The organism is Streptomyces sp. CB01249 (genome assembly GCF_001905735.1).
Classification (GTDB): Bacteria; Actinomycetota; Actinomycetes; order Streptomycetales; family Streptomycetaceae; genus Streptomyces.
Window position 1 is genome coordinate 337,371 of record NZ_LISW01000001.1, and the last position, 13,182, is coordinate 350,552.

The 13,182-nt window shown below is 70.5% G+C and carries 14 protein-coding genes and 1 pseudogene; 4 read left to right on the plus strand and 11 right to left on the minus strand.

Translation table 11 applies throughout. The annotated features are described in order from the left end of the window. Positions 1-180 precede the first annotated feature (180 nt). The 8 genes from AMK18_RS01365 to AMK18_RS01400 are packed head-to-tail and all read right to left on the minus strand — an operon-like array spanning position 181 to position 7,315. Positions 181-774 carry a histidine phosphatase family protein gene (locus AMK18_RS01365; RefSeq protein ID WP_073861329.1) on the minus strand — a complete coding sequence of 198 codons (594 nt, stop codon included), beginning with the start codon at positions 772-774 and terminating at the stop codon, positions 181-183. After that, a complete protein-coding gene (locus tag AMK18_RS01370) occupies positions 767-1,516 on the minus strand; it encodes an SDR family NAD(P)-dependent oxidoreductase (RefSeq protein ID WP_073861330.1) in 750 nt (249 codons plus the stop codon). The genes AMK18_RS01365 and AMK18_RS01370 overlap by 8 nt, the downstream gene beginning before the upstream one ends. Continuing rightward, positions 1,501-2,637 carry a hypothetical protein gene (locus AMK18_RS01375; protein WP_073861331.1) on the minus strand — a complete coding sequence of 379 codons (1,137 nt, stop codon included), beginning with the start codon at positions 2,635-2,637 and terminating at the stop codon, positions 1,501-1,503. The genes AMK18_RS01370 and AMK18_RS01375 overlap by 16 nt, the downstream gene beginning before the upstream one ends. Then, positions 2,634-3,782 (minus strand): glycosyltransferase family 9 protein, encoded by a 1,149-nt coding sequence (locus tag AMK18_RS01380; RefSeq protein WP_073861332.1) that lies wholly within the window; start codon positions 3,780-3,782, stop codon positions 2,634-2,636. Before AMK18_RS01380 ends, AMK18_RS01375 begins: the two co-directional genes overlap by 4 nt. Next, positions 3,779-4,354 (minus strand): phosphoribosyltransferase family protein, encoded by a 576-nt coding sequence (locus tag AMK18_RS01385; protein WP_073861333.1) that lies wholly within the window; start codon positions 4,352-4,354, stop codon positions 3,779-3,781. The genes AMK18_RS01380 and AMK18_RS01385 overlap by 4 nt, the downstream gene beginning before the upstream one ends. 46 nt (positions 4,355-4,400) lie before the next feature. Further along, entirely contained in the window at positions 4,401-6,200 is a 1,800-nt protein-coding gene (locus tag AMK18_RS01390) for a DUF4254 domain-containing protein (RefSeq protein ID WP_073861334.1), read from the minus strand. Next, complete coding sequence (locus AMK18_RS01395; RefSeq protein ID WP_073861335.1) at positions 6,197-6,844, minus strand: hypothetical protein; 648 nt, start codon at positions 6,842-6,844, stop codon at positions 6,197-6,199. Before AMK18_RS01395 ends, AMK18_RS01390 begins: the two co-directional genes overlap by 4 nt. 3 nt (positions 6,845-6,847) lie before the next feature. Next, positions 6,848-7,315, minus strand: coding sequence for an NUDIX hydrolase (locus AMK18_RS01400; protein WP_073861336.1), 468 nt, complete (start codon positions 7,313-7,315; stop codon positions 6,848-6,850). A gap of 145 nt (positions 7,316-7,460) precedes the next feature. Between AMK18_RS01400 and AMK18_RS35570 the strand changes: the two are divergent. The 4 genes and pseudogenes from AMK18_RS35570 to AMK18_RS01415 all read left to right on the plus strand — a co-directional run. Further along, positions 7,461-7,640: pseudogene (locus AMK18_RS35570) on the plus strand (hypothetical protein); the annotation flags it as partial. Positions 7,641-7,865: 225 nt separating this feature from the next. Further along, positions 7,866-8,663: a hypothetical protein gene (locus tag AMK18_RS01405; RefSeq protein WP_241836415.1), complete on the plus strand. Its 798-nt coding sequence runs from the start codon at positions 7,866-7,868 to the stop codon at positions 8,661-8,663. 25 nt (positions 8,664-8,688) lie between these two features. Further along, positions 8,689-9,258 carry an isochorismatase family cysteine hydrolase gene (locus AMK18_RS01410; protein WP_073861338.1) on the plus strand — a complete coding sequence of 190 codons (570 nt, stop codon included), beginning with the start codon at positions 8,689-8,691 and terminating at the stop codon, positions 9,256-9,258. Between the two features lie 4 nt (positions 9,259-9,262). After that, the gene (locus tag AMK18_RS01415) at positions 9,263-10,171 is read left to right on the plus strand and encodes an FAD-dependent oxidoreductase (RefSeq protein WP_073861339.1); all 909 of its coding nucleotides are present in this window, start codon (positions 9,263-9,265) and stop codon (positions 10,169-10,171) included. 188 nt (positions 10,172-10,359) lie between these two features. Here the strand turns inward: AMK18_RS01415 and AMK18_RS01420 are convergent, their stop codons facing one another. The 3 genes from AMK18_RS01420 to AMK18_RS01430 form a co-directional block, all read right to left on the minus strand. Then, a complete protein-coding gene (locus tag AMK18_RS01420) occupies positions 10,360-11,631 on the minus strand; it encodes an MFS transporter (RefSeq protein WP_073861340.1) in 1,272 nt (423 codons plus the stop codon). A 33-nt stretch (positions 11,632-11,664) separates the two neighbouring features. Beyond that, positions 11,665-12,258, minus strand: a complete 594-nt coding sequence (locus AMK18_RS01425; RefSeq protein ID WP_018105765.1) for an ArsR/SmtB family transcription factor — start codon at positions 12,256-12,258, stop codon at positions 11,665-11,667. A gap of 83 nt (positions 12,259-12,341) precedes the next feature. Continuing rightward, positions 12,342-13,115 (minus strand): class I SAM-dependent methyltransferase, encoded by a 774-nt coding sequence (locus AMK18_RS01430; protein WP_073861341.1) that lies wholly within the window; start codon positions 13,113-13,115, stop codon positions 12,342-12,344. Between the last annotated feature and the right edge of the window lie 67 nt (positions 13,116-13,182).

Here is a 13,182-nt window from a genome sequence, read left to right on the forward strand (position 1 = left end):
AGTCTCGTCCCGCCGCTGCAGCACTTCTCGGCTCCACTACACGCCCTCCCGTTTCCCCGCCCGTCCTCCTGAAAGAGCATGACGGCGCGGCCCAAACACTCTATTTGCGTCGGCCGTGTTGCCGTGCAAGAAGTGCACATGATGCGGCTTTCCACCGATGACAGTTGTTGCGGTCCTGCCCTATTGCCGTCCGACGCCCCCAAAGCGTGGTGTTGCAGGCCGGCACGTGAACAAGCGGCGTTCGGCGAAGGGCCAGGGAGTTCTTGCGGCGCTGGTAAAGGCGGCTGGGCCTTCGGGGAGGCGGGTGAGGACGCCGAGGAGGAGGGTGTGGGAGACGGCCAGTATCGGCCCGTGGAGACCGGCGGTGTGGTGGAGAAAGGCTGCGCCGTCCTGGGCACGGTTGTGGAGGTCGGTGAGGCTTTCGCCGTCTTCGCAGCGTAGGGAAGGGTTGGCCAGGCGCCGGGCTCGCCAGGCGCGATAGGCGGGCGGGTAGGTCTCGGCGCTGCGGCCGAGGACGATGCTCGGGGCGCGCCACTCGGCGAGGAGGCCGGAGGTGGCCACGATCGGCAGGCCCGTGAGATGCGAGACGAGGGTGGCGGTCTGGCGGGCACGGGGAATCGGGCTGGTGACGATCGCGGTGATGCCCTCGGGGAGGGGGAGCGAGCGGCACACCTGGTCGCGGCCCTGCTGCGTGAGGGTGGCTTCGTGTGGGGCGTGGTAGCCGGGGCGGTGGCCTTCGTAGGCGCCGTGGCGCATGAGCCAGATGTCAGCCAAGGATCCAGCCTCCGTCGACGCGCAGGGTCTGGCCGGTGATGAAGCCGGCGTCCTCGGTGGCGAGGAAGGCGACGGCCGCGGCGACGTCTTCCGGTCGGCCTCGGCGTTGGACGCACTGGCGGGCGAGCTGGCGGACGGTCATGGCTTCCGGGTCGTCGACGACGGCGTCTTCGGCGGGGACGCGGATGGAGCCGGGAGCGACGCAGTTCGCGGTGATGCCGGCTGGGCCGAGTTCGCGTGCGAGGGCGCGGGTGAGTCCTTCGAGGCCGGCTTTGGCACTGATGTAGCCGGCGAGCTCGTGGCGGCCCGCCGTGGCGAGGACGGAGCCGATTGTGATGATCCGGCCCCAGCCGGCGGCCGTCATTCCGGCGGTGAGTTCGTGGGCGAGGAGGTAGTGGCTGGTCAGGTTGGTGGCCAGGGTGTCTTCCCAGTGGGCCGGTGTCGTCTCCGGCCATGATCGGCGCGGGTAGGCACCGGCGTTGCTGACCAGGATGTCCACCGGGCCCAGCGCCTCTTGGGCTCGACGGCACAGGGACCGTACGGCCTCGGCTTCTCGAAGATCTGCCGACAGGGAGATGCAAGAGGGGAGGGAGGCTGAGAGTTCTCCTGCCGTTCGGTCGTCGTCGAAGTGGGCCACTGCGATTGTGGCGCCGTCGGCTGCGAGGCGGTGGGCGATTGCCGTGCCGAGGCCGCCGGTGGCTCCGGTGACCAGGGCGGTGCGGCCGTTCAGGGGGCCGGGCATGACGACTCCAGTGGGCAGAAGTAGGTGGCGGGGTCGAAGGTGGGGCTCATCGCTTCGGCGAGCCGGGCGAGGAGGACGAGCCGGTCCGGTGGGGCCAGGTCGGCGAGGTTGTAGACGCCGAGGATGCGCATGGCCAGGTAGGGGCGGAGAAGGTTCGCCAGGTCGGCACCGGGCCAGAGACGGTCGGCGACCGGCCGTACGAGCTGGTTCCAGTACGTGGTCACGGCGGCCCGCCGGGGAGCCGCGAGCCGAGGGGCGTAGTCGATGTGGATAGTGCTCGTGGTGTGCTCGATGTCCGCTCGTCGGATCTCGGGGATGTTGTCCTGGACGCGGGCGAACGTGGCGGGGTGGTCGGCGAAGGCCGCCGGGTTGTACGTGGGCACGAGCCAGCCGCCGAGGGCGGAGGCGTACCAGAGGAAGTTGGCGAACTCGCCGGGGATGCTGTTCATCCCGGCGGTGTCGTAGTCGAACCAGGCGAGTGGGTGGGCGAGGTTGACGTCGGTGGGGTCGCCCTGGGTGAGGGCCGCCCAGACCGGCTCGGTCGCGGCGAAATGAGCCCGGAGCCAGCGGAGGGTGGCAACCCAGTCCAGGTGGTGCCGACGACTGTTGGCGTACAGGGTGTAGGTGTTGAGGCGGGAGACCGGGACGTCGATGAGGCCGTCGGCGATCAAGAAGTCCCTGCCGCCGTAGTACTCGTCGAGTCGGCCGCCGGGGGCCGCACGGTCCCAGTACAGCTTGCGTACCACGCGTGTCGGGTCGGTGGGTTCCGCCGTCGCAACGATGGCCTCGCGGTACGCGGCGGTGAGTTGATCCATGTAGGCGCGGAGGTCGCTGCTCGGCTCGTCGGCGTTGAAGAGATCGAGCAGGAGCCCGTGATCGGTGCCGCCGGCCAGACGTTCGTACGTGAGGAGCCGCCCGCCCGGCACACGCAGGTGGGCGTGGAGGGTCGGCACCCGGTAGTGCTGGGCCAGGCGTGCGTGTCCGCGAACCTCGGCTCGGCTTCCCACCGGGTCGCGCGTGTACTTCAGGAGCAACGGGCGGCCGAGTAGGTCGACTGGACAGAGCAGGTTGCGAGTGAAGCGCCGCACCGGGCCGAGACGCAGAGGGCTGCGGAGGGTCATGGCCGCACCCCGTTGAGCAGGTCGAGGCACACTCGGGCCAGTTCGGCGGGCGGGAAAGCGTCCATGTGAACATCGACGTCTGAAGGGATGGCGTCTCGGCCGGGGCAGAGGTCGCCCTGGTGCATGCGGTCGGAGAGGTCGGTGGCGACGGCGTGGTGGTGGGGGAGCCCGGTGCGCCACTTGCTGTGGCTGTGGCGCGCGTACAAGCCGATGACGTGCCTCTCGGGACTGCGCGTCATCGCGGCGAGGTGGGTGAGGCCGGTGTCATTGCCGACGACCAGGTCGCAGTGCGGGAAGAGATCGGCGAGCTGTTCGGCCGGCACCCCGTCCAGGTGGAGCACCTGAACGTGGCGTCGAGGGGCCTCGGCGCTGACGCGGAAGCCGTCTTCCGCGTTGCCGCCGATGAGCAGCAGCCGGGCCTGTGCTTGCTGGGCTTCGGCGATCTGCTCGGCGAGGGCCATGTACCGCTGGGCGGTGTAGTCCTTGCGCTCCGGCCAGCTGGTGGCGGTGATGGCGGCGATGGTCAGGCCGCCCAGCCAGCCCACCGATCGCAGCTCCTCCACGAGATCATTCGGGCCGGTCGCGAGGGTCGGCGCGAAGGGAGCCGTGCCGGGGAGGCGGATACCGAGGCGGCGTTCCAGCGCCAGGTAGTGGCGGGCCAGCAGGTCAGGGTGGGCGCGGCCGTCGCTCGACCAGCAGGGCGGGGCCGCTGGATCGAGTACCAGGCTCACCACTGCTTCGGAGCCGTGCGCCTCGATCCCCGCGCGGTCTCCGATCACGGCGCGTCGACCGTGGGGCGTGGTGACTGGGTGGTGAGCGATCAGCCCGGTCCGGGCGATCAGCCCCGCGTACGGCCCCACCGCCCGGACGGACGTGCGAACCGACCGCAGCCGCAGCCAGTCGAGCACCGCGCGTACCCCCGACAGAGCGAGGAGGGTGTCTCCGAGCTTCCCCTCGAAGGCCACCACGACCTCGCCGCACCCGCTCAGGCGGTGGACCAACTCGGCGGAGGCAGCCAGCGGGAGCGGTGCGCCGCTGGGGACGCTGCCACGGTCGTACCCCAGCGGGGTGGTGTGGACGGCCCCGGCAGGGACGACCACGGAACCGTGGTGGAACCGGACCCCTGGCGGGGCGACCGAGCTCACGCCGGGCCCTCGATCGTGGTGAGCGCGACCAGCGGCAGCTCCAGCTCGTTGAGCAGGGCGCGGGCTCCGCGCGTGGTGTCCTCCACCAGGCAGGCCGCCGCCAGCGGCACGGCGCCGGCCTCGCGGAGGCGGCGGGTGAGGTCGGCCAGGGTCCGACCGGTGGTGATCTCGTCGTCCACGATGACGATGCGCTGTCCCGGAGCGATGCCGTAGGCGAAGACGTCGGTGCGCATGGCGTGCGGCTCGCTGAAGCGGACCGCGCCGTCCAGGGGGAGGTGCAGCTTCCAGGCGATCTTGTACGGGAGGCGGGCGGCGTCGGCCAGGGAGACGGTCGGGAGGATGCCGCCCGCGTCCAGGCCCAGGAGGAAGTCCACGGAGCCGGCCCCGTCCGGCAGCTGCTTCTGGAGCAGACGCCACAGATCGGCCCCCGTGCTGGCAAGGGTGTCGGGATGCACCGGGCTTTCCAGGCCGTCCAACGAGTGGATGACACGCTCGCGGCGGCTGGTGGCTCCCACGCTGAGCCGTTCGACGATTCGGGCGGAGAAGGGCGGCAGGGTGATGGTTTCGGGCATGACGAAGCTCCTGTCGGTGGAGAGGGGAGGAGGAGAGGTGCGTGGTTCAGGCGGCGAGCTGGAGGGCGTACCAGGTGAGGAGCTGGTCGACCGCCGCGGTGACGGGCTTGAGCACGAGCTCGGTGTCACCGTCACGCCAGGCGTTCGCGACCTCGGCCAGAGGAGGGACCACGAGGGCCGTCAGACCCGGCATGCGGGAGGCGGCGGCGAGGATCCGGTCGGGGCCGGACTCCCACTGGTTGTGCTCGCGCAGGAGAAGGCGGCAGGCGAGCACGAGGTGTTTGTAGAGCTGCCGCAGGGCGGTCGCCCCCTCCGCAGTACGCAAACGGCGCATGGTGAGCATGACCTGGGGCAGTTCGCGGACGGCGGCGAACGCGAGCTCGTCCCGGCTGATCGTCGGAAGTTCGAGGTCGGATGCCGCATGCAGGACGGGGCTGCCCTGCTGGAGCTGGTGAAGGACGAAGGCCAGGCGCGGAGTGAGGCGTCGGGCGGTCAGTTCTCCGGGCGTGACGAGAGTGGGGCCGAGAGAGGCCGCATTGCCGAGGGCCGTCCGGTACCGCTCCAGGGCCTCTTGGATGCCGCCGCAGACCTCGTGCTCGGCGATCACCATGAGGTCCAGGTCGGACCAGCCCGCGATCCAGGTTCCCTCTCCGGGGCTTCCGGTCAGGGCGACGAGCCGTACGCCGGGGCCGTACGCCCGTACCGCGTCGGTGAAGTCGGCCGTCGCCGACGCGACCGCTGCCGGAAGACCGAGCCCGTACGGGGTGGCCACGCGCAGCGCAGTCGTGGAGGGCGGGGCGGCGATGCGCCGGAGGCGGGCGCGAAGGGCTGCGATGCTGCCGGTGTTGTCGATGACGTGGTCGGCCAGAGCGGCGACCTGGTGGGCGCCGCGGCTCATCTTGATCTCGTCCTTCGCGGCGACGGCCTGGGCCGGAGTGCCCGACCGCTCGACGCGTACGACGAAGGAGGCGTCCAGGTAGACGATCTGGAGCGTGTCGCCCATGAGCCCCTTGAGCTCGGCGATCGAGGCATCGTCGTGGACGGACTCGATGGTGAACAGCTTCGTGTCGACGTGGGCGTCCGCAAAGCGGTTCAGCTCGCCGAGCAGCAGTTCGGCCTGCCGACGGGCCGAGAGTGCGTACGGGTCCGCGAGCCCTTCCCGATGGGCTGCCTGCCGTAACAGGAAGCCGATCTTGAGGCGCTGGGCGCCGCAGGTCAGCTGGACGAACTGTGCGCTGGTGCTCTTCCCGCACTCGCTCAGCCCGCCGAAGGCGAGTACCTGGCGCAGATGCCGACTCGGCTTGATCTCCGCCGGAGCGACGTCCTCCCGCCCGTACAGCTTGAAGCGGGCCGACACGGGGAGCCGACGACGGCCGGCGACGACATCGGAGACCAGTGCGTCGAGGGCGGCGCACAGCTCCTCACGTTGCCCGTGAAGGGCAGGGACACGTCGTGCGGCCAGCTCATCGCGGCCCGCCGCCCGCACGCTGTGCCAGATCCGCAGTGTCAGCACAGACATGCGGTCCACGACGGAGGCGAGCGTCTCGGTGTGCAGGGGCACATCGGCGCGGCCCGCGTCCGCCAGCGAGCCGAGGACTTCGTCAGCGCGCTCGGCGAGGGCGTTGCGTTCGGCGTTGAGCTGGTCGATCTCTCGCTTGCAGTCGGCGACCTGGGCGGCGGAGAGCAAAGCACTGCGCACTCGGTCCTCTGTGTCCCACAGACGCCCGTTGACGGTGTGGAGCCGGGTGACGGTGTCATCCAGGCGCTGCCGGTCCTTGTCCTGGAGGGTGGCCATGGCGCGGGTGAGCCCCGGAGGCAGCACCAGGGGCGGGGAGTTCTGAGTCATCGGGGACTCCCGTCGGTGAGTGGAGTGAGGCCAAGGTGATCGAGTACGTCGCTGTGTACGTCGTCCAGGGAGCGGTTTTCGCAGTCCACGACGGCGGCGTACGTGCCGTGGCCGGCCTGGTGAAGCAGAACGGCGTGCAGTGTCTTCTGGTAGGCCGGGTAGATCCCGGTCCACGGGCGGCCCTCGCGGGCGCTGGTGATGGCGTAACTGCGCTCGGCGTCGAAGGACGCGAGCAGCAGCACTGAGGTCTCCGATGCGGTGGCGCGCGAACCGGCGATGTCCGTCACGGTCTTGAACGCCTCGCCCACCGTCAGCCCGTCCTTGACCACGCATGTCGCGGTGGCCACAGCGAGGAGCATGGGCAGGCCACGGTCCAGCAGTCCCGTACGACCGGGCTCGCGTGCGGCGGCCCGCTTGGCGTGACCGACGAGCAGCATCTCTGTCAGCTCGACCGTCGTGGACGTCTCGAACCACCACCGGGCGTAGTCGCCGGCCGCTGCTCGCGCCCACGGCTCGGGGTCGTGCTCGTGGACGGCCCCCAGCGGCTGAAAGACGTGTCGGCGCGCGGCCAGCCGATCGAGGTGAGTCGTCTTGCCGACGTTGTCAGGACCGTTGAGGCTGACGAAGTCCGCTAACCGCACCATCGCTCACGCCTCGCGAATCGGTGTGTCGAGGACGGAGGTGATCGCGTCGGTGTTCGTGGCGATGAACTCGGCCAGCTCCGGCGGCATCAGGTTCAGCTCACGGACGGCCTGGGCGGTGAAAGGCACCCGGACCACCTCGTACCCGCCTCGCTCCGGCTTGTCGAACTCGGTGCCCGTCCGTGCGGCCAGGTCCATCGACTCCAGGCGTGCCGCGAAGATGTGCTGGACTCCGACGCCTCCCTCCAGCGCATCGGTGATGAGGTGCACGAGCTCGGCGCGCTCCAGCTTGCCGCCCAGCTCCTCGAACACCTCCCGATGCAGAGCCGCCTCGATGGTCGCGTCCTCTTCCTCGACGCCTCCGCCGACCGACACCCAGTACGGCTCCCTGCCGAGCTTGGTGCGCTTGATGAGGACCAGTTCGTCGCCGTCGAGAAGGACGGCGCGGGCGTTGCGCTTGACGATGTCGGTCATGCCGTTTGCTCCTTGGGTGTGTAACCGGGGAGAACGGGCGGAGGGGCGCTTTTTGGCTGTGGCCACTTTCCCCGGTTCGTGAATACAGCATGGTGCAAACTGATCGCTGAGTGTGACGCACGGGTGCTGCAGCAATGCCGCAGTAATGCCGAACAGGACTGCTCGCACAGGGTGTTTCGACGTTTCACCAGGTGACGGACGGGGGGGTACGACGGTGGTGACTGTGCAGAGATGGTCCGGGCGCGAAGCACGGCTGCTGCGCGAGGCCCTTCGCATGAGCCTGCGTGACTTCGCTGCCTACCTCGGAGTCAGTGACCGGACCGTGTCGAACTGGGAGGGCGGTGGCGCGGGTTACCAGCCGCGTGCCGAGTCCCAGGCTGTGCTCGACACCGCACTCGACCATGCGTCGGGCGAAGCGCAGACGCGGTTCGCGGCGGCACTGGGAACAAACGGCGCTGCGCCACCCGTGACAGGCCGAATCGAAGTCGACTCCCACAAGTTCCTGCCAGTTTTCATCGGCGCCGAACGCGCTGGCCGACTCCGTGCACACATGAGACCGAGTGCGCACGACGGTTGGCTGGAGTCCTCCTCGGCCCGCGTCGACCACCCCGAGGCACAGGAGTGCGTCCTTCACGTCTTCGCGTGCGGGGTGGCCGTCTTCCACCTCGTTCAGCCGCACCAGCCTGCCGCGCTCACCGACCTTGCGGTCTGGCGGTACCGCTCCTACGCCGCCGACCTTCCCTGGGCACGAGACAAGCTCCGTGACCTCCTGGACGAGCAATCCGCCCGCGTTCCCAACCCCGAGTACGTCCTCTCCCTCTACTGGCTCACCTCGGGCCCCTGGTCCGGCGATGCCCACGACACCGCACTGCGCCTGCTGTCCACGCCCTCTGTCCTGGTCGACCGCGGCGCCCCGGACGGCCCCGCTCCTCTGGGCGGTGCGGTCGAAGAGTCTCTCCTCGCCACCGGCTTCGACCACCCCGACATCGTGTCCTTCGGCGTAAGGGGTGTGTCCACCGCCTACGCGGGCTGGTCCGGCGTCGCCTACGCGTCCCACTCCCGCGAGCGCAGACTCACCATCGACGAGTTGGTCACCTGCGAACTGACCGTCCAAGCCCTCTGGTGTTTCACCCGCCAGGTGCAGCAGATGATCGAGGACGGCCAGGACCCCTTCATGCCCGAGCAGTACGGCTGGCGCTTCCTGCGTGCCGCCTCCTCCCGGCTCACCACCGCCCGAGCCCAGGAGACCGCTCAACACGTTCTGATGCGGGAGGCCATCATGAAGACCAGCGGACTGGCCGAACGGCTGCGCGCCGCGCAGGACGCTCTGCGAGAGGGCGTCGGGTGAGAACACAGGGCAGGAGAAGCAACGGATGGACATCGGCAGCGCCGCGCTGGTCGTGATCGACATGCAGAACGGCTTCGTGAACGAGCGAAGCCGCCATGCCGTGCCTGCGGTCTCCGATCTCGTCGCCCAGTGGATCGGCGCCGGCCGTCCCGTGATCTTCACCCGGTACTTCAACTATCCGGACAGCCCGTACGAGCGCTTCTTCCAGTGGCGCCGACTCCAAGAACCACCGGAGACCGACATCGTCCCCGAACTCGCGGAGGCGGCAGCCCGCGCGCACGCGGTCGTCGACAAGACCGGCTACACACTCTTCACCGCCCAGGCAGCCGAACTGGTCCGCGGGGGTGGCTGGACCGACCTCGTCTTCTGCGGGATCGCCACCGAGAGCTGCGTCCTGAAGTCCGCGGCCGACGCCTTCGAACATGGCTACGCCCCCTGGATCGTCACCGACGCCTGCGCCAGCGACGCCGGCCCCGACGTGCACGACGCTGGACTCGTCGTCGCCCGCCGTCTGATCGGAACCGGCCAACTTGTCACCACGGACCACGTGGCCGGCCAACTCACCGCGTATGCAGGGGCCCCAGTGCTGGAATAGCCCCATGGGCGACACGCTGTACGACACCGACCTCATCATCATCGGCGGCGGACCCGCCGGATGCGCTGCAGCACGCATGGCCGCCAGCGTCGGCATGCGCTCGATTCTGGTCGAGCCGGACCGGCTGTGCCGGAACCTGTACCGGATCCCGGCCCTGAACAACGTCCTCGGCGGCTACACCAGCGGCCCCGAGCTGGCCGACGCCATCGTCGCCGAGCTGAAGAACACGGAGCTGTGCCACCTCGAACTCGGTCGGTACGTCACCGAGCTTCACGCCGACGACGACCAGGTGACCGTCACGTTGGACAAGGGCGCTTCCCTCACCGCCCCGTACGCCATCGTCGCCACGGGCGTCGGCCCTCTCCAACCCAGCGACACGACCTGGATCACCGCCCCAGCCGGCCTGACCCTGCCTGCGCTCTGGCAGGCCGACGCCGACGACGCCCAAGGCCGGACCCTCCTCGTACTCGGCGGCGACCGCCCGATCGGCACCTTCCTGCGCGCCCACCCGACCACGGACACGCACCTCCTCGTGGCGTACCCGGCGACGGACGAGTACAAGATCGACGAGATCCGCGAGGACCCACGGGTCACGCTGCTCCCCGTCGATCACCTGACGCTGCACGGTGGGGAAGGCGCCCAGCTGTCGGCCGAGGCCGTGGGACAGGACGGTATTCACCGGACGATCACGGCGGACGCGGCCTTCCTCAGCCTGGGAAGCGCCCCCGCCGCCCCACCCGGAGACCTGACCCGCAGCACGGACGGATACTGCCCGCCCACCGACCAGCACCCCCGCCTCATCGTGGCCGGCGACCTCCGCTCCGCCCGCTTCCAACGGATCATGACCGCCCTGGGCTCCGGCAGCGAGGCGGCGCTGCATGCGTACTACGCGGCCCGGGAGCCCTTCACGTGAGGCTGAGGTTGCATTGGATCCGCGTGGAGCGGCCCGGTCCGACTGCGCGGACGGCGGCGTGAGCGTAGAACTCTACTGATCTCCGCTCAGGATGGGCGGACTTCCTCGCCCGGGGGAGGGCCGTGACCTCACCGTCCGGAGACCGCCCGCGACCGCGCTGGGCGGCCCACGCAGCGCACCAGCGACTTCTAGGACACGGCCCTGCGTTCCCGGGGGAGTTCGGCGTCCCGCACAGCGCTCGACGTGAGGGCGATGACGACGCCGAGGGCGGCGAAGGCGCCGCACCCGGCGAACACGGCGGCGGACCCCCACGCCCCGATGGCGACGCCGACCAGGGGATAGCTGAGCGGGGCGAGTCCGACCATGGCGAGCATGACGACGGAGGTGACCCGGCCGAGGTAGGCCGGGTCCGTGGCGGTCTGGATGAGGGCGTTGTCCAGGCTGCCGAAGATGCCTGCGGTGAGGCCGATGAGCGCGGCGAGGAGCGCGGCCTGCCAGAGGGCGGGTACCAGGGCGATGGCTGCCGCTCCCGCGCAGCCGGTGAGCAGGGTTCCGGCCAGGACCAGTCCCGCGCGAGGCAGCCATCCGGCGACGGCCAGCAGCGCGGCGCTCGCCGCGGCGCCCGCGCCGAAGCTGCTGACGATCCAGCCGTACCCGGCCGGGCCCCAGCCGCGTTCGGCGTTGAGGAGCACCATGCCGACGTTGAGGGTGCCGACGAGCCCGAGTTCGCAGACGGCGCAGGCGGCGACGAGCGGGCCGATGAGGCGGTGGCGGCGGATGTAGCGCAGCCCGTCGAGCAGTTCGGCCCGCGAGGTGCCGGGCCCCGGCGGCTCCGCGCCCTCGGACGCGAGGGGCCGTATGCGTACCGTCAGCAGCAGCGGCACGGACAGCGCGAAGAGCACACCGGCGACGGCGAAGGCGGCCGCGGGCCCGCCCAGTCCCATGGCCAGGCCGCCGACCGGCGGGCCCGTGATCTGGCCGAGGCGCATCGACAGCGAGCGCAGGCCGGTGACGCGGGCCAGCTGGCCGGGGCTCGTGATGCGCGGTGGGAGGGCGCCGACAGCGGGCACGAAGAGCGCGTCCACGGCGCCGAAGGCGAGTGCGACCGCGACCAGGATCCACAACGCGGGCGAGGACAGGGCAATACCGGCGGCCGCAGCCAGGATGAGGAGGCAGCGCAAGATGTCACTGCCGAGGATCACCCGACGAGGGTCGAGCCGGTCGGCCACCACGCCGCCGCCGAGCATGAGTATCGCGCGCGGTAACGCCCCGGAGGCCATGACGAGACCGACTTCGGTGGGCCCGGCGACCTTCTGGGCGGACCAGCCCAGGGCGACGAAGTACACGCTGTCGCCGATGAGGGACGCGGTGTACGCGGTGAGCCAGCGCAGCACGTTGCCGTCCCGGTGGGCCGGTGCGGTGGCGGGCTCGGACAGGGCTGTTTCCGGGGTGGCGGTCATGGTGGGCTCCGGTCGGGGCGGGGGAGGGCCGGGTCAGGGCCGGAAGGGGAAGCCGTACATGTGCACGGACACGTGCTCACGGTCCTCGGTGTCACCAGCGGCCTTGGCGGCCTTGCCGCGCTCCCGCCATCGCCGGGCCAGCGCCTCGAACTCGTCGCTCATCAGGTCGAGTTCGTCCGGAGTCAGGTCGAGCAGCCACTCCGAGGTGTAGGCGGCGTCGGTCCACCGCTTCCCCCAGGCGGCCCTCTGGTCGAGATACGTGCGGTACTGGGCGACGCGGGTGTCGAAGATCCCCCGGGTCACCGCACCGACGGCGGCGGCGCCCTCCGGTGTGTCGGCGAAGTCCGAGTCCCGGAAGCCCCACCCTTCTTCGGACGCCACCTGCCACCACCGCTCCCGGCCGTCACCGCCCTCGCCGCTCGCCTGGGCCACGAAGCCGTGCTCGGCCAGTTTGCGCAGGTGGTAACTGACCAACGAGGGAGTCTCATCGACGTGCTCGGCGAGCTGGGAGGCGGTCGCGGTGCCTGCGGCGTACAGCAGCCGGTACAGCTGCATCCGCAGCGGGTTCATGAACGCCCTCAACCGGGCCAGGTCGGTGATCTGCTCGGGCTCGTGCTTCGGTCGCATGCTCGGCACGGTAGATGTGAAGCGTAAACTTCGCAATATCTGCTTCAGAGTTGGCCACCGGGCGACAGGCTGCGGGGTTCGGGTCAGGCCGGCGTGGTGCCCTTCCAGAGGCGCGCCCCGGCCGCGAACACGATCGGGTCCATGGCGGCCAGCTCGGCCCGCACGCGGGCTTCGAACTCGGTACGGGCGTCGGCCGGGAGGGCGTCGAAGTAGGCGCGGGAGCCGTGGGAGAGGCCCCAGTTCCAGAACGTGTCGGCGTCCGGGACGGGCAGGTGTTGTTCGATGGCGGTCTCGCCGATGTCGGTGAACCCGGCGGCCGAGAGCAGGCGCTCCGGGTCCAGGGGACGGCTGAGTCGCCCCTGACCCTCGGGAATCAGGGGCTGGAACTCCCGGAAGAGGGCCCCGTAGAACTCCCACTCCGGCGCGTCCTCCACGTCACCGGGGACGGAGAAGGAGAACACCCCGCCGGGCGCGAGGACGCGGCGGATCTCCCGGGCCGCCGCAGCCGGATCATCGAGCAGGTGGACGACGAACCCCGCGCAGACCAGGTCGAAGGAGTCGTCGGGGAAGTCCAGTTGGTGAACGTCCATCACCCGCGCCTCGCGCACCTGCGGGTACTGCGCCGCCAGCCGCTCGACCATGCCGGGCGCGCAGTCCACCGCCGTCACCCGGCAGCCACGGGCCAGCGCGGCACCGGTCAGTGCGCCGCGCCCGGCGCCCAGGTCGAGGACCCGGGTGCCGGGCGCGGGAGCGAGCCACTGCATGTGCTGGTGCGCGAACCCGGCGAAGAACGGCAGCACCTCGTCGTACACCGAGGCCAGTTGGTCGAAGAGGGCGGTGGCGCGCGCGGCGGTCATGGCCGGTCATCCTGGCAGAGGGGACATACGGTCCGCCCGTCCTTTTCCGGCTGACGAACGCCGCGTC